This window comes from Shewanella alkalitolerans, assembly GCF_019457575.1.
Taxonomy (GTDB): domain Bacteria; phylum Pseudomonadota; class Gammaproteobacteria; order Enterobacterales; family Shewanellaceae; genus Shewanella; species Shewanella loihica.
In genome coordinates, this window is record NZ_CP080422.1 from 4263316 (window position 1) to 4287677 (window position 24362).

The 24362-nt window shown below is 55.6% G+C and carries 25 protein-coding genes; 10 read left to right on the forward strand and 15 right to left on the reverse strand.

Annotated elements, in window-relative coordinates:
• Positions 1-12: 12 nt before the first annotated feature.
• On the reverse strand, positions 13-714 hold the full coding sequence (gene ftsE / locus K0J45_RS18500) for a cell division ATP-binding protein FtsE (protein ID WP_220043620.1): 702 nt from the start codon (positions 712-714) through the stop codon (positions 13-15).
• 83 nt (positions 715-797) lie between these two features.
• Positions 798-2366, reverse strand: a complete 1569-nt coding sequence (gene ftsY / locus K0J45_RS18505) for a signal recognition particle-docking protein FtsY (RefSeq protein WP_220043621.1) — start codon at positions 2364-2366, stop codon at positions 798-800.
• Positions 2367-2614: 248 nt separating this feature from the next.
• On the opposite strand from ftsY, the gene rsmD reads away from it, so the two are divergent.
• Both rsmD and K0J45_RS18515 read left to right on the forward strand, forming a co-directional pair.
• On the forward strand, positions 2615-3202 hold the full coding sequence (gene rsmD / locus K0J45_RS18510; protein WP_220043622.1) for a 16S rRNA (guanine(966)-N(2))-methyltransferase RsmD: 588 nt from the start codon (positions 2615-2617) through the stop codon (positions 3200-3202).
• On the forward strand, positions 3202-3492 hold the full coding sequence (locus K0J45_RS18515; RefSeq protein ID WP_220043623.1) for a DUF1145 domain-containing protein: 291 nt from the start codon (positions 3202-3204) through the stop codon (positions 3490-3492). Before rsmD ends, K0J45_RS18515 begins: the two co-directional genes overlap by 1 nt.
• A gap of 78 nt (positions 3493-3570) precedes the next feature.
• On the opposite strand, the gene K0J45_RS18520 is transcribed toward K0J45_RS18515, so the two are convergent.
• From K0J45_RS18520 to gspC, 12 genes are all read right to left on the reverse strand, one after another.
• Positions 3571-4332: a type II secretion system protein N gene (locus tag K0J45_RS18520; protein WP_220043624.1), complete on the reverse strand. Its 762-nt coding sequence runs from the start codon at positions 4330-4332 to the stop codon at positions 3571-3573.
• A gap of 20 nt (positions 4333-4352) precedes the next feature.
• A complete protein-coding gene (locus K0J45_RS18525) occupies positions 4353-4829 on the reverse strand; it encodes a type II secretion system protein M (RefSeq protein WP_220043625.1) in 477 nt (158 codons plus the stop codon).
• Position 4830: 1 nt separating this feature from the next.
• Positions 4831-6021: a type II secretion system protein GspL gene (gene gspL, locus K0J45_RS18530; protein ID WP_220043626.1), complete on the reverse strand. Its 1191-nt coding sequence runs from the start codon at positions 6019-6021 to the stop codon at positions 4831-4833.
• Positions 6022-6105: 84 nt separating this feature from the next.
• Entirely contained in the window at positions 6106-7104 is a 999-nt protein-coding gene (gene gspK, locus K0J45_RS18535; RefSeq protein WP_011867406.1) for a type II secretion system minor pseudopilin GspK, read from the reverse strand.
• Positions 7097-7876, reverse strand: a complete 780-nt coding sequence (gene gspJ / locus K0J45_RS18540; RefSeq protein ID WP_220043627.1) for a type II secretion system minor pseudopilin GspJ — start codon at positions 7874-7876, stop codon at positions 7097-7099. Before gspJ ends, gspK begins: the two co-directional genes overlap by 8 nt.
• Positions 7857-8261, reverse strand: a complete 405-nt coding sequence (gene gspI / locus K0J45_RS18545; protein ID WP_258406726.1) for a type II secretion system minor pseudopilin GspI — start codon at positions 8259-8261, stop codon at positions 7857-7859. Before gspI ends, gspJ begins: the two co-directional genes overlap by 20 nt.
• Positions 8254-8832 carry a type II secretion system minor pseudopilin GspH gene (gspH, locus tag K0J45_RS18550; protein ID WP_220043628.1) on the reverse strand — a complete coding sequence of 193 codons (579 nt, stop codon included), beginning with the start codon at positions 8830-8832 and terminating at the stop codon, positions 8254-8256. The genes gspI and gspH overlap by 8 nt, the downstream gene beginning before the upstream one ends.
• Before the next feature lie 20 nt (positions 8833-8852).
• Positions 8853-9287, reverse strand: coding sequence for a type II secretion system major pseudopilin GspG (gene gspG / locus K0J45_RS18555; protein ID WP_011867410.1), 435 nt, complete (start codon positions 9285-9287; stop codon positions 8853-8855).
• A 71-nt stretch (positions 9288-9358) separates the two neighbouring features.
• The gene (gene gspF / locus K0J45_RS18560) at positions 9359-10579 is read right to left on the reverse strand and encodes a type II secretion system inner membrane protein GspF (RefSeq protein ID WP_220043629.1); all 1221 of its coding nucleotides are present in this window, start codon (positions 10577-10579) and stop codon (positions 9359-9361) included.
• Positions 10580-10581: 2 nt separating this feature from the next.
• Positions 10582-12153 (reverse strand): type II secretion system ATPase GspE, encoded by a 1572-nt coding sequence (gene gspE, locus K0J45_RS18565; RefSeq protein ID WP_011867412.1) that lies wholly within the window; start codon positions 12151-12153, stop codon positions 10582-10584.
• Positions 12146-14269, reverse strand: coding sequence for a type II secretion system secretin GspD (gene gspD, locus K0J45_RS18570; RefSeq protein ID WP_220043630.1), 2124 nt, complete (start codon positions 14267-14269; stop codon positions 12146-12148). Before gspD ends, gspE begins: the two co-directional genes overlap by 8 nt.
• A gap of 23 nt (positions 14270-14292) precedes the next feature.
• Entirely contained in the window at positions 14293-15210 is a 918-nt protein-coding gene (gene gspC, locus K0J45_RS18575; RefSeq protein ID WP_220043631.1) for a type II secretion system protein GspC, read from the reverse strand.
• A 262-nt stretch (positions 15211-15472) separates the two neighbouring features.
• Between gspC and hslR the strand changes: the two genes are divergently transcribed.
• The 8 genes from hslR (at position 15473) to K0J45_RS18615 (ending at position 23600) form a co-directional block, all read left to right on the forward strand.
• Entirely contained in the window at positions 15473-15865 is a 393-nt protein-coding gene (gene hslR / locus K0J45_RS18580; RefSeq protein WP_011867415.1) for a ribosome-associated heat shock protein Hsp15, read from the forward strand.
• Between the two features lie 13 nt (positions 15866-15878).
• The gene (gene hslO, locus K0J45_RS18585) at positions 15879-16739 is read left to right on the forward strand and encodes an Hsp33 family molecular chaperone HslO (RefSeq protein ID WP_220043632.1); all 861 of its coding nucleotides are present in this window, start codon (positions 15879-15881) and stop codon (positions 16737-16739) included.
• A gap of 190 nt (positions 16740-16929) precedes the next feature.
• A complete protein-coding gene (locus tag K0J45_RS18590) occupies positions 16930-18471 on the forward strand; it encodes a phosphoenolpyruvate carboxykinase (RefSeq protein WP_220043633.1) in 1542 nt (513 codons plus the stop codon).
• Between the two features lie 208 nt (positions 18472-18679).
• On the forward strand, positions 18680-20485 hold the full coding sequence (locus K0J45_RS18595; protein ID WP_220043634.1) for a hypothetical protein: 1806 nt from the start codon (positions 18680-18682) through the stop codon (positions 20483-20485).
• Positions 20486-20839: 354 nt separating this feature from the next.
• Positions 20840-22066: a dicarboxylate/amino acid:cation symporter gene (locus K0J45_RS18600; RefSeq protein WP_220043635.1), complete on the forward strand. Its 1227-nt coding sequence runs from the start codon at positions 20840-20842 to the stop codon at positions 22064-22066.
• Between the two features lie 281 nt (positions 22067-22347).
• Positions 22348-22773 carry a hypothetical protein gene (locus K0J45_RS18605; RefSeq protein WP_220043636.1) on the forward strand — a complete coding sequence of 142 codons (426 nt, stop codon included), beginning with the start codon at positions 22348-22350 and terminating at the stop codon, positions 22771-22773.
• Positions 22770-22967, forward strand: coding sequence for a helix-turn-helix transcriptional regulator (locus K0J45_RS18610; RefSeq protein WP_011867421.1), 198 nt, complete (start codon positions 22770-22772; stop codon positions 22965-22967). Before K0J45_RS18605 ends, K0J45_RS18610 begins: the two co-directional genes overlap by 4 nt.
• Positions 22968-23117: 150 nt before the next feature.
• Entirely contained in the window at positions 23118-23600 is a 483-nt protein-coding gene (locus K0J45_RS18615) for an MgtC/SapB family protein (protein ID WP_220043637.1), read from the forward strand.
• Here K0J45_RS18615 and K0J45_RS18620 read toward each other — a convergent pair.
• Complete coding sequence (locus K0J45_RS18620) at positions 23594-24352, reverse strand: ComFC family protein (RefSeq protein WP_220043638.1); 759 nt, start codon at positions 24350-24352, stop codon at positions 23594-23596. The genes K0J45_RS18615 and K0J45_RS18620 overlap by 7 nt on opposite strands.
• Between the last annotated feature and the right edge of the window lie 10 nt (positions 24353-24362).

Sequence of the window (24362 nt, forward strand, 5' to 3'; positions counted from 1 at the left end):
GACTCTCCTCAATTATTGGCCGAAGGCGCTGGCAGTTGTGTGAGTGCTCGCCAGCTCGTCACCGCCCAGGATACGCCCCTGCTTCAGGGTCAGGGTGCGATAACGCATTCTGGCGATCAGGCCCAGATCGTGGGTGGCGATCAGCACGGTCGTGCCGGCATCGTTAAAGGTTTCAAACAGGCGCAGGATATCCATGGACAACTTAGGATCCAGGTTACCCGTGGGCTCATCGGCCAGCAGCAGAGGTGGCTTGTTAACGATGGCGCGGGCAATCCCCACCCGTTGCTGCTCACCGCCGGATAACATGATGGGATAGTGACGCTCCTTGCCATACAGGCCCACCATATCCAGCGCCGCCAGCACCCGCTTCTTGATCTCGTGCAGGGCGAAACCCTCGATAACCAGCGGCAGGGCAATATTGTCGAAGACGCTGCGGTCCATCAGCAGGTGATGGTTTTGGAAGATCATGCCGATATCACGGCGCAGAAAGGGGACATCCTTTGGACGTATGCTGGCGATATCGTGGCCATTGATGGCGACACGACCGGCATTGGCCCGTTCGATCACAGTGATCAACTTAAGCAGGGTACTCTTGCCCGCCCCGGAGTGGCCGGTTAAAAACGCCATCTCACCGCGTTTCAGATGAAAACTCACATCGGTGAGGGCCTTCTGACCACCGGGATAAACCTTGCTAACCTGCTCAAATCGAATCATAAGTACCCAATCTTAGATGCTGCAATAGTGTTTTGATGGACCAGCCGAATTCGACTGGCCCTGGCTTTACGCCTAGCCGTTTGCTACTTGGCCTCATCCTCATGGCTGAACAGGGCGTCGATAAAGTCTTTCGCATCGAAAGTTCTTAGATCATCGATCTGCTCACCGACACCTATGTGTCTAATTGGTATGCCAAATTTATCTGCAATGGCGAAGATCACACCGCCCTTGGCCGTGCCATCGAGCTTGCTCATGGTGATACCCGTGACGCCAACGGCTTCTTTGAACAACTGCGCCTGGCTAATGGCATTCTGACCCGTACTCGCATCCAGGGTCAACATCACCTCGTGAGGGGCGCTCTCATCTTGTTTCTTCATCACACGCACTACTTTCTTCAGCTCATCCATCAGATGGGCCTTGTTCTGTAGGCGTCCCGCCGTATCGGCGATCAAGATGTCTATCTTACGGGCACGCGCCGCCTGCAGCGCATCGAACAGTACCGAGGCACTATCTGCGCCTGTGTGCTGGGCGATCACTGGAATATCGTTGCGCTGACCCCAGACCTGCAGTTGCTCGACGGCCGCGGCGCGGAAGGTGTCACCCGCCGCCAACATCACTGACTTGCCCTGCTGTTGATACTGCTTGGCCAGCTTACCGATTGTGGTGGTCTTACCCACACCGTTGACACCGACCATAAGAATAACAAAAGGTCCTTCGCTGTTTTCCGGCACCAGAGGAATGCTCACCGGCTCCAGGGTCTTTTGCATCTCTTCACGCATCAGCTCATAGAGGGCCTCGCCATCTTTAAGCTGCTTACGGCTTGCCTGCTCGGTCAGGCTGGCGATCAGACGACTGGTGGTTTCTACCCCCACATCGGCAATCAACAGCTGCTCTTCCAGCTCTTCGAATAGCTCATCATCAATCTTCTTGCCCTTGAACAGGCCGATGAAACCACTACCGATATTCTCGCTGGTGCGCTTCAGTCCTCGTTTCAGGCGGGCAAAGAAACCCTCTTTGGTCGGCTTCTGCTGCGGCTCTGGCTGTTGTTCAACCTGCTCCTCTTGCGCTGCCTGTTCTGCTTGCTCAGCGGCTAAACGCTCCTGCTCTGCCTGCTCCTCTGCTAAACGCTCTTGCTCTGCCTGCTCGGCAGCAAGACGGGCATTCTCAGCTTCGACGCGGGCCTGTTCGGCAGCTTGACGGGCATTCTCTGCCTCGATGCGAGCCTGCTCCTCGGCGATGCGTTGCTGCTCAGCTTGTTCGGCTGCAAGGCGTTCTTGCTCTGCCTGCTCGGCAGCCAGACGGGCATTCTCTGCCTCGATGCGGGCCTGCTCCTCGGCGATGCGTTGCTGCTCAGCCTGCTCGGCGGCTATACGTTCTTGCTCTGCATTTTCCGCTTCGACGCGGGCCTGCTCCTCAGCTAGACGTTGCTGCTCTGCTTGCTCAGCAGCTAGACGCTCATTCTCTGCTTCGAGACGGGCCTGCTCCTCGGCTAGGCGTTCCTGCTCTGCCTGCTCCGCGGCCAGACGTGCATTATCTTCTTCGACGCTAGCCTGTTCGGCTTCTGCCTGGGTCGAAACTTCTACTTCTGGTGCCGCCGCTTCCTGCTTAGATTTATCTTTGCGGAACCAAGAAAAAAAACCTTTTTTTGCCATGTGTAATACCAGTACTCAACTAACTGATTCAAAATTCGCTATAAAGTCGTTTTGCGCCCGTTATTATAACCAGATAGCTAGGCTATTGACGCAGAAAAACACGGCATTTTTTTCGCTAATGCCCCGGGCTTTACACCTTTTTATTGTGCTTTACGTTAAAATAGCGACCTCAATTTAGCGCAACAGTCTAACACTTAATCTGGTCAGGCCAAATTTCGCTAAATGAATCCACAAAATACAGGTAGAAAATGGCAAGAAATCGACCCGCAAGCGGACAGGTGAGGATCATCGCCGGACAATGGCGTTCCAGAAAACTCCCGATCCAAGATCTCGAGGGGCTAAGGCCCACCACAGACAGAGTCAGGGAAACCCTGTTTAACTGGATCGCGGGGGATCTTCCCGGTGCCCGCGTGCTCGACTGCTTCGGAGGCAGCGGCGCCCTCTGCTTCGAGGCGCTCTCTCGCTACGCCAAGTACGCCAAGGTATTCGAGCTACAGGCCGGCGCGGCCAAACAGCTCAAGCAGAACCTTGCCACCCTCAAATGCGACTGCGCCGAGGTGGTACAGGGCGACACCTTAGTGCAGCTCAAGACGCCGCCCGCCGAGGGCTTCGATGTGGTCTTCATCGATCCCCCCTTTCGTAAGGGGTTGGCCCAGGCCTGTATCGACGGCCTGAATGCCCAGGCATGGCTCAATGAGGATGCGCTCGTCTATGTGGAGACAGAGCGTGAGCATCCGCCGCTAAATTTGCCTGCCCACTGGCTCCCTCTCAAGGAGAAACAGGCCGGTCAGGTGACCTATCGTCTTTATCGAGTCGAACGTGTGGAGGCTGAATAATGAAAATGGTCATTCTCATCGGCAAGGGGATCACCCTATTTGCCTGGGCCGTGATGCTCTACAACCTGTTTGTCCCGGCAGAAGGCAACATAGGCATGCTGCTGACGCTGCTACTTGGGATCACCCTGGTGATGCACGGCCTGCAGACGCTGATCTTTCGCACCCTGTTTAAGCCGCTGATGACCATAGGTTACGGCGATTACCTGAGTGTCATGCTCTTTGGCGTCTTCAGCCTGCTGGAATATCGCCAGCGCGTGATGCAGCAGGGCGTCACCGACAATCAGGCCTAAACGCTGGTCTTTTGCTTAAGAGAATCAGCCATTAAAAAAGCCCCATAGAGGGGCTTTTTTGTATCTTAATCTCAACCACTAGAGGCCGGGAACCCGTCCCTGATAGTTGATCGGGTAGTAGCCCTGGCTGTCGCGTTTACCGAGGAAGCTTAGCGCCTGCTTAAGATCGTCGGGCTGCGCCTCTGTCTCTTTGATCTTGGCGGTTACCTGCACCAGCTTGTCGGCCTTAAGCAGCGCATGGCCACTAAGCCCTAAGGCATTCATGCTATCATCCGTCTGCACCTTGATGTTGCCATCGACACAGCTCAGCGCCACGGCGACATCCCCCAGAGGATACTTGCCGAACTGGTTATTCACCTGCAGCTGCTGGGCAAAGAGTTTACCCGTGAGCTGCTGACACCAAGGCACACCCTGCTCCAGGTCTTGCAGCATCAGGCTGAAGTTGCCCCCCACCTGGGTACGAAACGGCAGACGCGCGTTGCCTACCAGGAACTCGCTCGGGGCGTCGAAACGCACGCCGCTGGCATCGATACCAGACATAGACAGGCTTACGAAACCCTTACCATTTACGGCGGTGGCGCGGCTGCCCACCACGAAGTCGATGTTAGCCCTGCCGGTCAGCAGGCCCCAGGGGCTCAGCTGCCAGCTAACCTGCTCCAGGCGACGCTTCTGCAGCATTAAGCTATCAATCTCACCGGACCAGATGGTGCCAGAGATCCCTGAGGCACTCACCTGCTTAGGCAGGGGCGCCAACTTAACCGCCAGACTCGCCGGAAACAGGGCGATTAGAAACACCAGGTAGACGAAAACGCCGATAACAATTTTTTTCACTAGACTCACAAAAAACCCTTACTACTTTGTTACTGCGAGAACTGGATGCGACGCACCTTGACGAAGCCTTCGGTCTCACCATCGGCCAGATCGATATTCTCCAGGGAGAGCCCCTTCTGTTGCACCAGATCGCTCAGGTAATCCAAGAGCGAATCGAAGGGCACCTCGTCCATCCACACCTGGATCTTGTTACCCTGGGGCTGCATGCGGGTGATTTCCAGGCCATAGCTTTTAGCGCTCTGGGTCACCACGGCGCTGAGACTGCCGGAGAAGCCCTTCTTACCGCCGCTTTGCTTGAGGCCAGCTATCTTGTTGGCCGCCTGCTTCACATAGTTGAGTGTGCTCTCCTGAGCCGTCAGGTTGCGCTGGGCATCCTCTTCGGCCTGGCTGATAGGCGTCCAGATCCCCCAGTAGAAGATGCCGAGCACCAACACTATGGCGCAAGCCGCCACGAGCTGCTGCTCGCGCAACACTAAGCCATTCCACCACGTCTTAATGTTGTCCATCTTACTTGCTCCTCAGGGTTAAGGTACTGGTCACTTCATCTTCGCCGCTGTTCATGGCGCCAGAATCCACCTGGAAGTGAGGCGAGATCAGCTCCTTAAACTGTTCGATCTGGGCATAGCTCTTGGCGGTGATCTGCATGCGCAGCTCATTACGGCCGCCGTCGAATCGCAGGCTGGTGGGCTTGAGCTCAGGCACCTTGTCGAAACCAACGGCAAGATCGTCGAGCATGGTGAAGAAGGCCATGCCGCCACCCGCGCCTTGCAGTGTGCGTAGCTGACTTTCCATCTGCGAGCGCACGTTCACCATGCGCGAGCTACCCATCACCTGCTTGAAGATCTCGCCCGTCTGTTGCTGCAGACCTTCTCGCTCGACGTTCAGCTGATGAATATTGAGTCCCTTGTTGACTAGGGCCAACACCAGGGCCACCAGGATGACGATGGCGGCATTACGCCATAAAAGCAGATGCTTGCTGTATTCGCGCTTAGGGGTATAGATACCGCTGAGCAGGTTTAGTGGCGCGTTGAGGATCCCCTTGGCCAACACCAACATGGGCAGATCCAGCGGCTGAGGCTTGAGCTCGACCCCTTGAATATCCAGATCGCTGTAGCTCGCCAGGGTAATAGGCGTCTCTTCCTGGACCTCGGCGAGTCTTGGCAGAGCGGCCTGGAACCAGCTGGCATCCAGGCTAACGCCGCTACCCGTGCTGGTACGCAGCAGGTAATCTGGGCCAAATTTCATCGCCGCCCACTGGCATTCCTGTAGCGGCAGCGCCAGACAGTCGGGCACCAGTTGACGCGCCTTGATACCGGCTTCGCTCAACCAGGAGAGCCAGGTCTGCATCTGCTCGTGGGCCACCACGGCAACACTCAGAGACTCGCCATTACGCGGGCCGGGGACAAAATGCAGTTCATCGACATTCTCGGCCAGGGTCTCTTCCAGCATGAAAGGCAGGGCCTTGAGCGCCTGACGCTGGCCCTTCTCCGGTAGCTGCACCGTGGTGAGGGTAATGGCAGAGGCGGGCACCAGAATATCCACCGGACGGTTACCGGCGCGCTCGGTCAGGGTCGACAGCCCCTGGGCGTCGCTCAGCTCTCCCGAGGCGATGATCTCCTGCTCTTGCTCCGACCATACCAGCCAAGAGCAGCTCTGCTCCGCGCTTCTTCCTAATCGGATAAATAATCTTTCACTCAATGTCTTTCTCCACAAGTCTCATTAAGTTGCTCTCGATGAGCTTGTCCTTTTATTAGCCTAGACGAGCGCAGCTCACCTAAGTGATTATTTTTGGCCGCCATATTGACGGGTCAAGACGTCCAGCTGGTTGTTACCGCCCACACGTAATACACTTTGCATCCTAAAGGTGGCGCTATCAACCTTAGCGCCTGCCTCCAGCAGAAAATACTGACTCTTGAGGCTAAAGCTCGATTCCAGATTCTTGTCCTGGCGCAGCCCTGAGATAGAACCATTAGACCAGAAGTCATCCAGGCTGTCATAGCCGTCACCCGGGCGCTGATTGATGATGCTTTCGGCCTCGCCCACGCTGATCTTATTATCAAACATGCCCGCCAGCAGCGCCGCCTGCTCCACCTCTATGGTGTTGACGTTCAGCACCTGGCGGTCATAGCCGGGGATGACGCAGATATAAGGCGCCAACTTGAGGTAGACCTCCTGGCTGAAGCCGATCACCGCCCGCAGCTCGCTGCGATGGCTCATCAGGGTGTTAGCCGCCCGGTAAGGCACGGTGCGCGATTCATAGTCGGCATCTTCGGCGCCAAACGGGCTGGCGACCGTATCCTCATCGATATAATCTTTCAGCGTATGGGTCAGACGCTCGGCGGAGAAGTCATCCATTCCCAGCGCCACCAACAGCCCCTTAAATTGTACCGCCGGCAGCGGTAACTTGGGCTGGCCGTTTTCCACCTCTGTGGTCTCGATCGCCAGGGCGTTTAGGTTAAAACAGGCCTGCAGATCGCTGATACGACCGCCTATCTCACCCTGCTCGGCGGGAAACACCACATCGGCCTGGGCCCAATATTGCTGACGATGCACCTTACCTTCATCGGCATCGTCCAAATCTTGTTTCAACACCTTCTTGGCCAGCTCTTCGGCCGAGATCGCATACCAATAGGCCTGATCGTACTGCGCCAGGTTAATGGTACGGCGCACAGAGATCTGGTTACGGCTGTTGATGTTGGTGGCTATGATGGCGATCATGGCCACGATCAACAAGACGACGATCAGCGCGACCCCACGCTGCTTTCCTGGCAAGCTATTCATCGTCATCTTCCTTGCCACCGGAACCGCCATCTTTACCTCCGTCGCTGTTGCCGCCGGAGTTGTTGCCACCGTTATTACCGTTATTGCTGCCGTTGTTATTGCCGTTATTGTTGCCGTTGTTATTACCGTTATTGTTGCCCGAGCCATTTTCACTCAGCATAGCGCCCAAAGGTAACAGGAACTTGCGCTGTACCTTACCCAGGCCTTCCACCTCAATTTCCATGGCGATCGCCTTGGGCAGGCTAGTGGCATCAAACTTACGCTGCCATTTGTCCTCGACATAGAAGGAATACTCCACCGACAGGACGTTTTTAATCACCACAGTCTTAATCGGCTCGGCGCCAAACTCCGGCTCGGGATAGGGAAAATACCAACGCTCCAGGTTGTTTTCCTGTACCACATAGGCCACCGACTGCAGGCTGCCTCTGGGCAAGAGCCCGTCAGGATTCAACCAGCCGATACGGTAGAAGACGATGGCCTCAGACTCTGAATCGAACAGATCTTTGCCGGTCTGAATCACGGTCGAGCCACGCCCGCCTTCTAACAGACGCGGAGTACGGGCCACCATCTGGCCAAAATCCCGCTCCAGGGCACCGAAGCCCTGTTGCAACGACTTGAGTCGCTGGGCAAACTCGGCGGTGACCTCATCGTTTTTCATTACTGTGCTGAGCACGGCATTCGCCGCCAGCCCCAGCATGGCAAAGATGGCGATGGCGATCAGCATCTCCAGCAGGGTAAAGCCCTGTGCCCGCTTAATCTTGCTTAAGCACATAACTGCTCACCTGGGCGATGATGCGCTTATAGCGCTCATCGTCACTGACACTGATGCGTATCATTCGAAAATTATCATCTGTGGTTTTCACCACCTCTTTGCGCCAATACCACTCTTTTCCCGCCAGTTCGACGCTGCCGTCTTTACGGCCGAGATCCGGAAATTTCTTCTCCAGGCGGGCATCCACCATCTGATTGCTGGCTACCCACTGGGCCAGGGTGCGCTCCTCGAGGATCGGCATGTTGGCCATCTGCTCACCCAGACTCTTGGTGATGGAGACGGCGGCGATGGCAAACACCATGAGGGCCACAATCACCTCGAGCAGGGTCATGCCGGCGCTGCGGCGTCTGCCCATGAGACTCAAGCTAAGCCTGCGCTTACTCATCGAATCCATCCTTTCTGCCCAGGGTCAGGCGGCCTAGGGCATCGCCAACCACCAGGGCCTCAATCTCCTGGCCACGCTCATCTTTACCGACGAAGGTCAGCTCGAAGACGCTCATCTCGCCGCTAGGAAACAGCAGCACCTGAGGTTCGGGAAATTTTTTCTTCTCTTCTTCGCTACGCTCGATAAGCGGCTCATCGAACCAGGACTCATCTTCTTCATCTTCCTGAGTCAGAGGCAGGCCGTCGAGCACCAGATGCATCTCGACACCTGGCTCCATCTCTTTGGCCGCCAGCAGGCGATCTTGTTGCAGCGGCTTCCATTTGCCCTCATCGTAGACCACAAACTCGTAGCGCTGCTTGTCGATGACGATGCCGATGAAGTGGCCGCTGAGTATGGTCTCATCCAACACCAGCTCGGTGGCCGCCATAAACTGGCGCGCCGTACGCTCCAGCGCCTTGTGTTGGTCGGCGCCGCTCGTGGTATAAGTCACCGCGGCAGCAGCCAATCCCATCAGCAAGACGACCAGCAGGACCTCTAGCAGGGTGAAACCGAATTGGCGGACGCCACGCATAAACAGACTCGTCTTAAGGCTTATTGGAAATCTTGTAGATTCCAGTTACCGATATCGTCTTCGGTACCCGGCTGACCGTCAGGACCGGCACTGAAGATGTCGATCTTACCCTGCTCGCCTGGGCTCAATAGCAGGTAATCGTTACGCCATGGATCCTGTGGCAGACGCTTCACATAGCCGTCGGCGCGGTAGTTACGCGGCTCGGGTGAGATAGTCGGCTTCTGTACCAAGGCTTCGAGGCCCTGCTCTGTTGTCGGATAGACGCTGTTGTCCAGACGATACATGTCCAAGGCATTTTCCAGTGCAACAATGTCAGATACCGCCTTTTGAATGTCGGCTTTATCTTTGTTGCCCATAAGGTTAGGCACAACCATAGAAGCAAGGATCCCTAAGATAACGATAACCACCATAACTTCCAGTAGGGTAAAACCTTTTTGCTTGTTTCTTGCTTGCATTAATACTTCCTCTATAAAAAATGCCCTAACATCTGCGGCTAGGACGGCAGTTGGTGATAAACGCTTGGGCGTTAACCACTAATCATGTTGTTGAGTTCTAAGATCGGCTGCAAAATCGCCAGGACGATAAACAGCACCACGGCCGCCATGCTGACCACCAGCATAGGCTCGAACACCCCAAGGGCGATGTTGACGTTAGACTCAAATTCTCTGTCTTGGTTGTCGGCGGCGCGCTCAAGCATCTGCTCTAGCTGACCACTCTTTTCACCCGAGGTGATCATATAGAGCATCATTGGGGGAAAAAGTTTAGTATTGGCAAGCGCCGCGCCTAGGCTAGTCCCTTCACGTACCCTGGCGGTGGCCTCCTCGACCGCCGCCCGTACCCGGACATTCATCAAGACCTCGCTGGCGATACGCATGGCATCGAGCAGGGGGACCGAACTGGCGGTAAGGATACTCAGGGTGCGCGCAAAACGCGCTGTATTCAAGCCCTTACTCACCCGGCCGACAACCGGCATCTTTAATATTGCGCTATCGTACTTCATCCTGTTGGCCGCGCTGCGCAGCAGCTGCTTGGCACCCACCACTAAGGCGATGATGACGCCTATGACGATCAGGCCATAGTCGCGAACAAAATCCGATGAGGCGATCAAAAACTGTGTCGTCCATGGCAGTTCCTGGCCCATATGTTCAAACTGACCCACCACCTGAGGCACCACGGCGGCCAGCAGGATGGCGATCACGCTGATGGCAACCAGGGTCAAAACGATGGGATAGATCATCGCCTGGGTCATCTTGCCCTTGAGCTGCTGACGACGCTCGGTATAGTCGGCGAGGCGGTTAAGCACCACCTCGAGATGACCCGATTTCTCGCCCGAGGCAACCATGGCGCGGTAGAGGTCATCGAAGATATGGGGAAATTCGGCCATGGAATCGGCCAGGCTGTAACCCTCAACCACGCGAGAGCGCACCGCCATCACCATGCTGGCGAGACGATCCTTTTCACACTGTTGCCCCACGGCCTTGAGGGCCTCTTCCACCGGCAGGCCGGCCGCCACCAGGGTGGCGATCTGCCGAGTGATCAGCGCCAGCTCGGCGACCGAGATGCCACGCTTGAAGCTGAAACCGCCGCTCTTTGCCTTGGCTTCCTTTTCGACCACGGGGGTGATCTCCAGCGGCATCAGACGCAGCTCGCGCAGTTGCCCCCTGGCATGACGAGCCGTGTCGGCCTCGACAACCCCTTTCTGCTGTTTGCCCTGGGCGTTTAACGCCTTGTACTCAAATGCTGGCATGGCTACTCCTCGCGAGTGACGCGCAGCACTTCTTCCAGCGTAGTCACCCCGGCGAGGACTTTGATCATGCCGTCATGGCGAATGCTAGGTACCGTCTTACGAATATGCTTCTCGATGGCCAGCTCGCCGCGACCCGTGTGGATCAACTCGCGTACATAGTCGTCCACCAGCAGCAGCTCGTGGATACCGGTACGGCCACGGTAGCCGTTGTGGCCACAGGCCGAACAGCCTGTTGCCCGGTAGATGGTGCGTGGATCGTCTTCGCTGATCCCCAAAAGCTCGCGCTCACGCAGGTCCGGCGTATGCTCTGTCTTACAGCTAGGACACAGAGTACGGATCAGGCGCTGCGCCAGCACCCCGAGCAGACTCGAGGAGACTAGGAAAGGCTCGACGCCCATGTCCTGCAGACGCGTGATAGCGCCCGAGGCGGTATTGGTATGCAGGGTGGAGATCACCAAGTGACCCGTGAGCGAGGCCTGCACCGCGATCTGCGCAGTTTCCAGATCACGGATCTCACCTATCATCACCACGTCAGGGTCTTGACGCAGTATGGCCCTCAGGCCACGGGCGAAGGTCATGTCGACCTTGGTATTGACCTGGGTCTGGCCTATGCCAGGCAGTTCATATTCAATCGGGTCTTCGACGGTCAGTATGTTGGTATCGATGGCATTGATCTCGGTCAGACCCGCATACAGGGTGGTACTCTTACCCGAGCCCGTAGGGCCTGTGACCAGGATGATGCCGTGGGGCTTGCGGATCAGCTCGTCAAACTGATGACGTATCTCATCTGTCATCCCCAGCTGTTTAAGATCCAGGTTGCCGGCATTCTTATCCAGCAGACGCAGCACCACTCGCTCGCCGTGGCTGGAAGGCATGGTCGAAACACGCACGTCCACCGCACGACCTGCGATACGCAGCGAGATGCGGCCATCTTGCGGCACCCGCTTCTCGGCGATATCCAGACGCGCCATTACCTTGATACGCGAAACCAATAGCGAGGAGAGCTTACGATTGGGCTTGAGTACTTCTTTGAGCACGCCGTCGACGCGAAAACGCACCACCAGCTGCTTCTCGTAGGTCTCGATATGGATATCCGAGGCTTCCTCTTTGATCGCCTCGGACAGGAGCGCGTTGATCAGCTTGATGATAGGTGCATCGTCGTCACCCTCAAGCAGATCCTCTGTCTGTGGCAGCTCCTCGGCCAGGGTAAACAGATCCATCTCGTTGCCGATATCTTCCATCAGCTGCTGCGCCTCGGAAGAGTTGGCCTGATAGACCTGAGTCAGCTTGGCCTCGAACACAGAGGGCTCCAGCTGCGCCAGTGCCAGCTCTTTTCCTGTGTAACGGCGCACCTCCAACATAGCGTCGATAGGCGTGTTGACTGTGTGGTACAGGGTTAATCCGGCTTCGTCGTCCTTCTCCAGCACCAACTCGAATCTGTGGGCGAAGGCGAAGGGCAGACGATCCCGGCTGCTTGAGTGAAATACCTCATCGGATTCGGCCTCCGAGGCTAGCCCGAGTTCACTCGTTACCTGGGCCAGTTCCTCGTTTTGCGTGGCTTGGATATCACTCATCTTGCTTATCTTGCTGCTTGTTTTCGTTGATCTGTTTCAGCGCAGGATCGGTTTCACGCATCTTGGTATCTAACCCCTTGCGATCCTTATAACGCTGCAGCACTTCGTTAACTTCAGGCGGCAGGTACTCTGCCTGATTCCACTCTTCCAGGATAGGCACGCTGGTATTTGGCATCAGGTTCACACCACGTTCCTGCTGCTCGAGCTGCAGGGCACGGAAGTAGTTGTACTTACGACCGGCAATGCCTTCCATGGTCACGCCATCGCGTATGATGGTCGGCTTGATGAAGACCATGAGGTTTTTCTTCTTCTTACCGCTAGAAGAGGACTTAAACAGATGTCCTAAGATAGGGATGTCACCGAGGAAAGGCACCTTCTGCACGCTCTCCTGCACCTCTTCATTGATCAGACCACCGAGCACCACGATCTGGCCTGAATCGGCCATCACAGTAGTTGTCAGACGACGAGTGGCGAAGGTCACGTCGACCCCAGTCTTACCATTGATGCCTGAGACTTCCTGCTCGATGGTGAGCTTAACCGTGGTGCCTTCGTTGATCTGTGGCACAACTTTCAACTTCACGCCCACTTCCTTACGCTCAACCGTCTGGAAGGGGTTGCTGTTACCATTGCTGGAGTTTTGGCTACCTGTCAGCACAGGCACCTCATCACCCACGATGAAGGAGGCTTCCTGGTTATCCAGAGTAGTGATAGAAGGGGTTGCCAGCACGTTCGACTTGGTATCGCTCGATACCGCCTGGATCAGGGCGCCGAAGTCACCCATGGCCACGCCCCAGGCCATACCGTTCACCTTGCCCAGCGCCTGGGCCAGCAGGGTGATGTCACCTTTGGTATCCGGATTCTTGGTACAGGTCTGATTGTCACCTGACCCCGAACATGTTTGCGACGCTTTCTGATCTTGCGCCTGCCAGATACCGGCACCGATCTCACCGATGGTGGGGCCTAGGTTATTAAACTGAGTACCGCCACCGGCCTCTGTGGCCCACTGCACGCCAAAGCCGACATCGTCACCCTCGGCGACCTCGACGATAATGGCTTCCACCAATACTTGCGCGCGGCGTATATCTAACTGGTTGATGACACTCTCAAGGGTGCGCATCTGATCCGGCTCGGCGCTGATCACCAGTGCATTGGTGTCTGGGTGAGCCATGATGTTAATTTCATTGCGGCGCTTGCTACGACCGCCCTGGGCCTGACCGCCCTCCTGATCTTTGGCCAGCTTCTCGGCAAAGCCGGTCAGCACTTCCACTAAGTCTTCAGCCTTGGCATAACGCAGGTAACGCACCTTGGTATTGCCCGTGGTCGCCTGCTCGGCATCCAATTTCTTAATCAGGGCCACCACGCGCTGACGGCTCTTCTCATCACCACTGACGATTACGGCGTTGGTACGCTCGTCGGCAACCACCTTAGGCGCCTGACCCGGCAGCTGTGACTGGTTGGCGCTGGCGCGATACAGGGTGTCGATAATCCGCACCATCTCGCCGGCAGAGGCGTATTCCAGCGGCACAACCTGCACCTCGGTATCACCCTGCTTGTCGACGCGGCGGACAATTTCCACCAGCTTGTTCACCACGGCCGCACGGCCAGAGATCATCAAGACGTTTGACGGGTCATAGTTAACCACGTTACCGCCACCGGCGTTGTCGTTTAGCTGACGCAGCAAGGGAGCAAGCTGTTTGGCCTCTGTGTTGTAGAGCGCGACAATGCGGGTCACCATCTCATCGCCAAGGCCTGGTGTGCTGTCGTCGGCGACGCGGATCGCCGAAGTCTTGGCGTCTTTGTCCTTGATCACCTTAATGATGTTGTTATCCATCTCGACAACGGCGTAGCCATAGACCTGCAACACGTTAAGGAAGAATTGATAGTACTGCTCGTCGTTAAGCAGATCGTAACTGCGTACGTTGATCTTGCCGCGTACGGTAGGGTCGACAATGATAGTCCGGTTCAGGTTCTTACCAACTATGTTGATAAATTCCTGAATGTCAGTGCCCTTGAAATTAGCCGCGTATTGTTCCGACCACGCCACTTGTGGCGCTAACAGCGAGGCGCCCATCACGACGCTCGCGATAAGATTGCGGCGTATTTTCTTGTTGTTCATTAATGACTTCCCCTAACCCTTTTTTATTGCGGCAAACTAAACATGATCTCAACCAGCTGACCCTCTCTTTCAACCATCAGAGAAATTTCGGTCAATTCTGGCAACTGCGCCATCACTTCCAATGCTTGGCTCATATCAGTCAGATCATAGCCGTTCATTGATTTTGCTAAATCGTTGGCCTTAAAGCCAGCCTGTTCAAATAATTGTCTGTCCTTGCCCGGATTCAGGCGATATCCCTGCAACTCGCCACCGACATTGACCGGTGAGATGGCAAGGTAATCGGTGATCTTGCTGGGGTCTTCGAGCAGGGCGTCGCGCGACTCTTCCAGCTCTTTAGAGACGGCGCTGTTGCTACGCTTGTCTATGGTGCGTACATCGCGAGAGGAACGTGCCTCTTGCAACTGGCTATTGGCGGCTCCCTGGGTCTCATACTTGAGGCCGTCGAGCATCAGGGTCTCGTAGCGACCACTGTTGGAGATGATGATGCGATCGGCATACACCTCTTTAAGCGAGGCCGAGGTACCCTTGATCTTGTCGCCCAGGCTATAGGTGTTCTGACTGCCGCTGGATTCGATCACCGCCAGCCCATGCTGCTCTGCAGTCGAGGCCACCACGCCGGTCAACTGAATCGACAGCGAGGTCTTAGGGGCATCGGTGATCTTCTCTTCCACCACGGGCTTAGGCTTATCCGAATTAGGATCCGCCTTACCGAAGAGGGCTAATTCCTGCAGCGTAGAGACATTCACCTGAGACGATGACTGGCTGCTGGAGACAGGGGTCGCCTGCCATTTTTGTGGGGTTTCTGCGACGGGCACCAACTTCCATGTGATCTGCGCCAAAAGATAGATAGCGGTAATCAAACCGAGCCAGAATACGGCCGAACTCAGAGGCTTCTGCGGTACGGCAGAGGCCTTAGATATTACTTTGTCTAATAAATCCATATTATTGTGGACCCTCTTTGCAGGCCTCTAATCTGATTATGATAATTTCCTAGCTGTGGCTCATGCTAACCTACACAGCTAATCGCAACAAGCCCATAACAGTCTCTTTATTGGCCTATAGAGCCGATTTATGCTAACTTTACGCGCCTAAAAAGGGTGTGAGGTCTGTCGCTATCTCATCTGTTGGCTAACGACAAGTATGGACTATTTTTTCAGCCTGTGAGCTTGCACATCTTTATACACCTAAGGAGACCTGATCACCATGACCTCAGAGAAAGAGCTTGGCGTTCGGCTCGACAAGTGGCTGTGGGCCGCCCGCTTCTATAAGACGCGTGCAATCGCCAAAGAGATGATCAACGGCGGTAAGGTGCACTACAATGGCCAGCGCACTAAGTCGAGCAAGCTGGCCGAAGTCGACGCCGTGATTAGATTACGACAAGGATATGACGAAAAAGAGATCGTCATAAAAAAATTATCCGAGCAACGCCAGAAGGCGGTGGTCGCCCAAACCTTATATGAAGAGACGCCAGAAAGCATAGCCAAACGCGAAACCTATGCCGAGGCAAGACGCTTGAATGTGCTCAACAATCCCGCGCCGGATACCAAGCCAGACAAGAAACAGCGTCGCCAACTAATACGCTTTAAAGAAAGCTAACTGTGAGACACAAATGAGTAAAGATATCTTAAACCGTTACCTATTCGACAACGCCGATGTGCGCGGACAAATCGTACAGCTAGAGAAGAGCTATCAAGAGATCTTGTCGGCCCACAGCTACCCAGAGGCCATTGCCCGTCTGCTGGGCGAGCTGATGGCGGCCACCTCTTTACTCACCGCCACACTGAAATTTGATGGCGACATCAGCGTACAGGTACAGGGCAACGGCCCGGTATCCCTGGCGGTGATCAATGGCAACAACCTGCAGCAGCTGCGCGGTGTCGCGCGCTGGGAAGGCGAAGTCGCCAAAGAGGCCAGCCTGCAACAGCTGATGGGCCAGGGACACATGGTGATCACCCTGACCCCGAATAACGGCGAGCGTTATCAAGGCGTCGTGGCGCTGGAGAAGGAAACTCTGGCCGAGTGCCTTGAGCAATACTTCCTGCAATCTGAGCAGCTGCCTACCGCCATCCGCCTGTTTGCCAACGGCAAGCAGGCCGCCGGCATGTTGTTACAGGTTCTGCCGGGCGAGGACGAGCACAACGAAGAGTTCGAACATCTCGAGCAACTGACCAGCACCATCAAGGCCGAAGAGCTGTTTGAGCTCGAGGCAACAGAAGTATTGCACCGTCTGTATCACCAGGAAGAGGTTCGCCTGTTCGATCCTATCGAGGTCACCTTCTCCTGTACCTGCTCCCGCGAGCGTAGCGGTCAGGCACTCAAGACGGTAGCCAAAGAGGAGCTGGACGCCATCCTGGCCGAACAGGGCAAGATCGAGATGGGCTGCGAATACTGCAACAGCAGCTACAGCTTCGATTCTATCGATATCGAGGCGCTATTCAAAAACGCCCCCAAGGCCGATACCCAACAGTAAATCATTGGCTTAAATTCATGATTAATAGAGGATGCCTGTGCGCATCCTCTTTTTTTCACGATTTTCGCGATCTTCCTCACACATTCAATTCCGCTTAAGTTACAATCGGGCCTCTGCCTATCATGCAGATAAAACAAAAACAAGCTGGCACAGACCGGCCAACCCTACTCGAATGATGGAGACCTTACAGATGGCGGATGGATCTAAGCAAACTCATAAAAATCCCTCTACGGCACAACTAGTTGAGTTTGCACTCGCACGCGGCGAAGGAGAGCTAACGGCGAATGGTGCATTAGTGGCAAAAACCGGCGAGCGTACCGGGCGTTCACCGAACGACCGCTTTATCGTGAAAGAAGCGAGCAGCGAAAATGATATCGATTGGGGCTCGGTCAACAAGCCGTTCGCCATGGATGCCTTTAACGCCCTTTGGGATCGCGTCGCAACCTACCTGGCCGACAAAGAAACTTTCGTTTCTGAGCTGGAAGTGGGTGCCGACCCAGAGCACTACCAACCCATTGAAGTTAAAACTGAAACCGCCTGGCATCAACTCTTTGCCCGTAACCTGTTTATCGTGCCAGAGCAGTTTAACGTCGCCAACAAGCCTGTTTGGCAGATCATGAACGCACCGGGTTTCGAGTGCGATCCTGCCCGTGACGGCACCAACTCTGACGCCACCGTCATCATCAACTTTGCCGATCGCAAGGTACTACTGGCTGGCCTGAAGTACGCCGGCGAGATGAAGAAGTCTATGTTCTCTGTGCAGAACTTCCTGCTGCCTGCCAAAGGCGTACTGCCAATGCACTGCTCGGCCAACGTCGGCAGCGAAGGCGACACCACCCTATTCTTCGGCCTGTCTGGCACGGGCAAGACCACACTGTCAGCAGATCCTAAGCGTTTCCTTATCGGCGACGACGAGCATGGCTGGGCACCGGGCGGCGTATTCAATATCGAAGGCGGCTGCTACGCCAAGTGTATCGATCTGAGTCAGAAGAACGAGCCAGTTATCTGGGACGCAATCCGTTTCGGTACCGTACTGGAAAACGTCACTCTAGACGAGCAACGTATCCCTGACTACAGCAACACAGAGCTGACCGAGAACAGCCGCGCGGCCTACCCACTGGAGCACATCGCTCAGCGTAAGGAAGAGAACCGTGGCGCCGAGCCAAATGCCGTCGTCTTCCTGACCTGTGACGTGTCTGGCGTGCTGCCACCTGTGTCTAAGCTCAGCAAAGAGCAGGCGGCCTACCACTTCCTCTCTGGTTACACGGCAAAGGTGGGTTCGACCGAGATGGGCTCGACCTCTGCGATTCAGTCGACCTTCTCGACCTGTTTCGGCGCACCATTCTTCCCACGTCCTGCTGGCGTTTACGCCGAGTTGCTGATGAAGCGTATCGAGTCATTCGGTAGCCAGGTTTACCTGGTCAACACAGGCTGGACCGGTGGTCCACACGGCGTAGGTAAGCGATTCGATATCCCAACGACCCGCGCCATCGTCGATGCCATCGTCAGCGGCGAGCTGAAGGATGTGGAAACGGTTCACATCGACAAGCTGAACCTTGACGTACCAGTGGCTGTGTCTGGCGTGGATGCCAAGCTGCTTAACCCGGTCAATACCTGGGCCGATAAGGCAGAGTATGACAAGTATGCACAGCAGCTGGCCGAAGAGTTTGCCGCCAACTTCATTAAGTACGACGTGTCTGACGCCATCAAACAGGCTGGCCCTAAGGCCTAAGCTCTGCGTCTGATGACGATATTTAAAATGGCCCTTCGGGGCCATTTTTTATTGCCTAACGCTCAGCAGGCCCCGCCTTCCAACCTACCCGATCGGGTAATGGTAATTTAATCAAAGCCATAGATAATGTCCTTTCAGCCGTATTGGACCTCGGCTAAGTTGTCGATGTCGGGTCCTTTTCATTGTTAATATTTGTAAGGACACAAATATGCGTTTAACTCACCTTAGCTCTCTGCTGCTCGGTACCTGTCTACTCAGCGCCTGCGGCGGCTCCAATAACGATTCAGATACCCCAACTGACGGCGGCACGCCGCCTCCCACGAGTTTCGACCATAGTGTTGTCGGCACTGTGGTGTACCAAGGCGCGGTAGCCGGCGCCGAGGTCTGTGTGGATCTCAACCAAAATGCCAGCTGTGATAGCGATGAGCCCAGCGCCATTGCAGATACCGAGGGTAAATACCAAATAGACTGGAGCAGTGACGTCGAAATGCCCGTCTACGATCTGATCGCCAATTGGCAACAGGCAGCAGAGGCCAGCAGCAAGCCAGCCCTGCTCAAGGCGGCTTTCCGCCCGGACTCTCTAAACACCAATGCCTCAAGTACGGCAGCCGAATCCGCTAGTAGCCAGGCCGTGATCTCCATGGAGGGAGTCGGCAAGTTGGTTGCCCTGCAGGAACACGGTGGTGAGATCAACCCTATGACTCATCTGGAGTATCAGCGCGTCGCCCGCATGCGCGCCGCCGGTACCACCTCCCTTGATATCGCGACCCAGCGTACTCTGTTAGCCGCTCTATTGCTGACTATCTACGAGCGCGACGGCAATCCCTATAAACTGAGCGCCGAGCAATCCCTCAGCCCTGAATTTATCCACACCTACCGACTGCACCGTCATCTAGAGGCGCTGATCGGCGAGCAGCTCAGCGATGTGCTGGCCGTGGATGACATCATGTCAACCATCCGAGACCAGCTAAAGACCCTGGTAGAAGAGAGTGGCATGAGCACCGAGGATTATTTAGCCAGCGACCCCATGGCGGTGCGCTTCCTGGTCAACAATGCGCTGATCGCCGAAGAGTATATCGAGACACCAATCGATGCGAAGATCATGTCGGACGCCGACTGGCAGGTGATCAACAGCCACTTCCTTGAGGACGACCAGCTGCATAGCAACTTCACCCTGGCCCCCGCCACACTACGGAGCCTCTTTACCCTCACTTATGGCACGCCCGATCTCACCTTCGTAGGTTCAATCGTCGAGGGCAAGGTCAATGGTCGGATATTCGATGATCGCGACGGAACTGATACACCTGAGGAATGTTGGAATCAGGAGTTAAAACATTGGGTTATCGAAGGCGACAAAGACTATCAGCCGCCCGAAATTAAGTACGAAAACAACACACTCCAGACGGTGTACAGTGGCACCTCGGTACCCATCACAATCGAATTCACTAAATACTCAGGCACTGGTGAGGAGTGGCAGGCCATTCTCAGCACCACGCCACCGGCACTCAAGCTGGCCGAACTCAACTGGCCAAGCCAGGTGTACCGCTACCGTGGAAAACAGGCAGATGACGTGATGTGCCGTGTACGGGGTGAGTTCGCCACCTGGCCCATGCCGAGCCATCAAGATCCAGAGCTCTTGACCACGGCGGATGTCGCTCGCCTCTTCTGGCCAGCCTTCTACCCAGACGATGTAGTGGTCGATGAAGAGAACAAAACCATCAAGCTCAACATCACGGGAGAAGTCACGACTTATCAATGGTCGCTGAGCACCAGCCCAAGCGATGAGCCTGTTCTTCGTCTGAAGCAGATAGACCTGCCAGCCACCTATGCCGAATTTGTGTCTGTCGATAACTATCTGATCCAAGGCGATAAGCTCATCGAAGTCAGTATCTACGAGGCCACCGACTACAGCGGTAAGTTCGGCGATTACCTCAGCATCAGCTTCGACGGCAATGAAGACAACTTCAACCAGCGCTTCTACAAACACCTGGAGGCGATCGTCAAGGGACAATAGCCTTAAGCCGGACGCATTAGAGCTTACTGCTAAGCGAGAGTAAGCCAAGCAAGTCAGCTACATAAAAAGAGGATGGTGAATGCCATCCTCTTTTTATTCCCCTACAGTCCAGCCAAGACACGCCGTTTTACCAAAAAGAGCGACTCAACTCTCCACAAAGCCCGCCGATCGCATCCAATACTTAGGCCCGATACTTATACTCAGTACTTATGTTAAGCACTTATGTTCAGCACTTGGGCTTTATCCTCAGGGTTAGCCTTAATTCACAGACTCTTCTCCTCGCCCGTGCTACGCTGCGCGCCTGCAAGACTATACTCATTTCAAAAGCATAACTGACGACAAGACGAGGCAAAGGTGAAAACCAAGACAAGTAGGCTATTAGGCAATATCGGGGTGCAGGTGGTGATCGCCATGATTATCGGCGCCGCCGTCGGTTTTATCATGGGTGAGCAGGCCAGCATGTTTGCGCCGCTGGGCACCATATTCATCCACCTGATCAAGATGCTGGTTATCCCTTTGGTGCTGGTCTCCATCATCTCGGGCGCCGCCAGCCTGGGTGACAGCCCCTCGGCAGGCAAGATAGGCATAGGCACCTTCGGCTTCTTCATCATCACCTCGGGCGTAGCCGTTGCCTTGGCACTCCTGCTGGGCTCACTGTTCCAGCCCGGTAACGGCGTCGATTTCACCGCCCACAGCGCCAGCGGCCTGATGAAGGTGACCGAAGAGCATGGCGCCCTGCCCGGCGTGATGGATACCTTTATCGGTATGATCCCCACCAATGTGTTCGAGTCGCTGACCGGCGGCAACATCCTGCAGATCTTGGTCTTTAGCATCTTCTTCGGCATCGCCCTCACCAAGGTGAAGGGAGAAGGCAGCAAGCCGATCTTGGCGGCGCTCAACACCATAGTCGACGCCTTCGTGTGGATGATCAACTGTGTCATGGTGATCGCGCCTATCGGCGTATTTGGCCTGATGGCCGATTCTGTGGGCACCTTCGGCTTCGACGCGTTAGAAGTGGTCTTTAAGCTGTTCGCCGTGTTTGTCCTCGGCATCTTGCTGTTTGGCTTCCTCTTCTTCCCGCTGCTGGTGCAGCTGTTCTCCAACGTCAGCGCCAAGAAGTTCATCAGCGTCATGAAGAAGCCTCAGGTGATGGCACTATCCACCGCCTCCTCCATGGCAACCCTACCGGTAAACATGGAGACCTGTGAGGAGGAACTGGGCGTCTCTAAACCCACCGCCTCCTTCGTGCTGCCCCTGGGCGCCACCATCAACATGAGCGGTAACGCCATCTACTACGGCCTGGTGGCCATCTTCTTTGCCCAGATGTACGGCATAGATCTCAGCTTGGGCGCCTACATGGCGATCATCTTCACCTCGACCCTGGGTGCCATAGGTCAGGCCGGCGTTCCCGGCCCCTCCTTCCTGGTGGTTGCCGTACTGCTAGCCGCGGGCATCCCCATCGACGGCCTGCCGCTACTGTTCGCCCTGGACAGGGTGTTTGACATGATCCGCACCTCACTCAACATCACTGGCGATGCAGCCTGTGCGGTGATCTTGGATAAATACACCAAGGCCGAATAACGGGCTGATAATCTCCTAGCCGGGTGCCGTTGGCATCCGGCTATCTTTTTCCTGCTACCAGCTATCGACTTTCGACCATCGGCACTCGCTATCACCTGTTCAAATGCGCTTTCGCTCAATGCTTTTCTCCCCAAGCTCGTCCAGTCTCAGCGCCATTTCCTACCATTTAAAAGTCAAATAAACCAAACTTTATGTAAAGCACGCTTGACCTTGATTCTTTTTTAGCCTAACTTGTTATGTAAAGGGTGTTTGACATTTTTAGCAAACCAGAGGAACTGCACATGAAACAGATCATCGACTCCATCTGCTCCAGAGGGCTACCGTCAAGGGATATTCAAAATGCTAACCGGGTGAACCTGCTCGCCCTGCTGTGGGCGCTCAGCCTGGGCGGCACCTCCTTCCTTGCCCACCAAGGCTATCTGGCCAGCACCTGGGGCGTGGTAAGCTGCTTCATCCTCCATGGCGCCATCGGCATCTGGATGCTGTTTGCCTTCAAACGCTTCCTGCGCCAGCTCGATGAGATGGAGCGCAAGATACAGCTAGATGCCCTGGCCTTGGCCGTCGGCGTCAGCATCATTGGCTTCTCCCTCTACTCGATTCTGGATCTGGCGGATCTATTACCGGATCTCAAGGCGGCCTATCTGGTGGTGCTACTGGCGCTCACCTATATGCTGGGGATCATCTTCGGGAGACTGAGCTACAGATGAAGAACCGTCTAAAACCCCTGCGCGCAGAGCGCAACTGGACTCAGGCCGACCTGGCGGGACTGCTGGATGTATCACGCCAGACCATTAATGCCATCGAGAAGGGCAAATATGATCCCAGCCTGCCACTGGCCTTTAAGATCGCCCGGCTGTTTCAACTGCCTATTGAGGCGATCTTCGAGGAAGACGAGGCCTAGGCCGTGGGCCTACTAATTATATCCCATGGCCCCTATTGACTCAGGGGCCTTTTAGATCGACACTCGCCGAAAATTGACCCGCAGAATAGCCCAAGACGTCATCCCGCCCGTAAGCCCTCTGCACCAGACTTAGTAAATTAGGACCACACCATGAATCTTGATGCTTGGGTTGCTATCGATCCCTTTCGCTGGCGCGAACTCGGCTGCGCCGTGCTCTGCGGCCTCATCATAGGCCTGGAACGCCAACTCAGGGGCAAACCCGTGGGGATACGTACCTCATCGCTGATTGTGCTCGGCACCTATATCTTCATCACAGCCTCCACGACTGTTGCCACCTCGGTATCGGATCCCTCGCGCATCATAGGTCAGGTGGTCACTGGCATTGGCTTTCTCGGGGCCGGCGTCATGCTAGCCAAGGAAGGGGTTGTTGTCGGCGTCACCTCGGCCGCGGCCATCTGGGCGCTGGCGGCGATTGGTGTCTGCATCGCCGTGGTCGACCCCTTTGTGGGGATCAAGCTCTCCCTGCTGGTGGTGGCCATCCTTTATGGCGTCGATCTGCTGGAGGAATACTCCTCGCTGTTCACCCGAGGCGTACACACCAAGTATCGCAACTGGCGCCGTAACGGCTATTGATCCATAAGGTGGGGCGCCTCGGCACGCGCCAGACACCACACCTGCACCTGGATATAACGCGCCTCGAACAGCTTGGCGATCTCCTTGGCCGTGGTGCCTGTGGTCACCACATCGTCGATCAGCGCGACACGCTGGTAGTCAAACTCGTCAATCAAATGAAAGGCGCCGGCGAGATTGCGCCGTCGCTGCTTACCCGTCAGCCCCGCCTGGGGCGGCGTATCGCTGAGCCGCTCAAGGGCATAGGGCAACACTGGCAACTCGAGGGCCCGGCCAAGCTCATGGGCGATAACAAAGGCCTGATTAAAGCCGCGCTCACGCAGGCGGCGTGGATGCAAGGGCACAGGTAACAAGGCCTGAGGCAGGCTGATAACCTCCGCCTCAGCCAGCAGCCGAATACGCCTCACCAGGGCCTGCACCAAGGGATTTAAACCGGCGAGCTGTCCCTGATACTTGATTGCCGCCACCGTCTCCCCCAGTCCCTGATGATAGCTTGCTGGCGCCACCACTTTGAGGGGCTGGCTCGTCATGCAGCCGCCGCAATAGGCGGTCTGCTGAGGCATAGCTCGGCCACAGCCCAGACAAGTCGGCGACGAATAGAGCCCGGCATCGAGGCAGGTGAGACAGATGCCTTGCTGTGGCAAGACCACCCTTTGATGGCAGATCATACAGCGATTGGGTAGACTAGCCGCCAGCAGTCGCCGCAGTTGCACAAGCCACTGCCAGCGCGATAAATGCAGATGAGTTCTATCCATTTAACTAACC

Excerpts from the sequence above, each read along its gene's own strand:
- ftsE (WP_220043620.1), bottom strand. The coding sequence starts at position 714 with ATGATTCGATTTGAGCAGGTTAGCAAGGTTTATCCCGGTGGTCAGAAG.
- ftsY (WP_220043621.1), bottom strand. The coding sequence starts at position 2,366 with ATGGCAAAAAAAGGTTTTTTTTCTTGGTTCCGCAAAGATAAATCTAAG.
- rsmD (WP_220043622.1), top strand. The coding sequence starts at position 2,615 with ATGGCAAGAAATCGACCCGCAAGCGGACAGGTGAGGATCATCGCCGGA.
- K0J45_RS18515 (WP_220043623.1), top strand. The coding sequence starts at position 3,202 with ATGAAAATGGTCATTCTCATCGGCAAGGGGATCACCCTATTTGCCTGG.
- K0J45_RS18525 (WP_220043625.1), bottom strand. The coding sequence starts at position 4,829 with ATGGACAACATTAAGACGTGGTGGAATGGCTTAGTGTTGCGCGAGCAG.
- gspK (WP_011867406.1), bottom strand. The coding sequence starts at position 7,104 with ATGAATAGCTTGCCAGGAAAGCAGCGTGGGGTCGCGCTGATCGTCGTC.
- gspJ (WP_220043627.1), bottom strand. The coding sequence starts at position 7,876 with ATGTGCTTAAGCAAGATTAAGCGGGCACAGGGCTTTACCCTGCTGGAG.
- gspI (WP_258406726.1), bottom strand. The coding sequence starts at position 8,261 with ATGAGTAAGCGCAGGCTTAGCTTGAGTCTCATGGGCAGACGCCGCAGC.
- gspH (WP_220043628.1), bottom strand. The coding sequence starts at position 8,832 with ATGCGTGGCGTCCGCCAATTCGGTTTCACCCTGCTAGAGGTCCTGCTG.
- gspG (WP_011867410.1), bottom strand. The coding sequence starts at position 9,287 with ATGCAAGCAAGAAACAAGCAAAAAGGTTTTACCCTACTGGAAGTTATG.
- gspF (WP_220043629.1), bottom strand. The coding sequence starts at position 10,579 with ATGCCAGCATTTGAGTACAAGGCGTTAAACGCCCAGGGCAAACAGCAG.
- gspE (WP_011867412.1), bottom strand. The coding sequence starts at position 12,153 with ATGAGTGATATCCAAGCCACGCAAAACGAGGAACTGGCCCAGGTAACG.
- gspD (WP_220043630.1), bottom strand. The coding sequence starts at position 14,269 with ATGAACAACAAGAAAATACGCCGCAATCTTATCGCGAGCGTCGTGATG.
- gspC (WP_220043631.1), bottom strand. The coding sequence starts at position 15,210 with ATGGATTTATTAGACAAAGTAATATCTAAGGCCTCTGCCGTACCGCAG.
- hslR (WP_011867415.1), top strand. The coding sequence starts at position 15,473 with ATGACCTCAGAGAAAGAGCTTGGCGTTCGGCTCGACAAGTGGCTGTGG.
- hslO (WP_220043632.1), top strand. The coding sequence starts at position 15,879 with ATGAGTAAAGATATCTTAAACCGTTACCTATTCGACAACGCCGATGTG.
- K0J45_RS18590 (WP_220043633.1), top strand. The coding sequence starts at position 16,930 with ATGGCGGATGGATCTAAGCAAACTCATAAAAATCCCTCTACGGCACAA.
- K0J45_RS18595 (WP_220043634.1), top strand. The coding sequence starts at position 18,680 with ATGCGTTTAACTCACCTTAGCTCTCTGCTGCTCGGTACCTGTCTACTC.
- K0J45_RS18605 (WP_220043636.1), top strand. The coding sequence starts at position 22,348 with ATGAAACAGATCATCGACTCCATCTGCTCCAGAGGGCTACCGTCAAGG.
- K0J45_RS18610 (WP_011867421.1), top strand. The coding sequence starts at position 22,770 with ATGAAGAACCGTCTAAAACCCCTGCGCGCAGAGCGCAACTGGACTCAG.
- K0J45_RS18615 (WP_220043637.1), top strand. The coding sequence starts at position 23,118 with ATGAATCTTGATGCTTGGGTTGCTATCGATCCCTTTCGCTGGCGCGAA.
- K0J45_RS18620 (WP_220043638.1), bottom strand. The coding sequence starts at position 24,352 with ATGGATAGAACTCATCTGCATTTATCGCGCTGGCAGTGGCTTGTGCAA.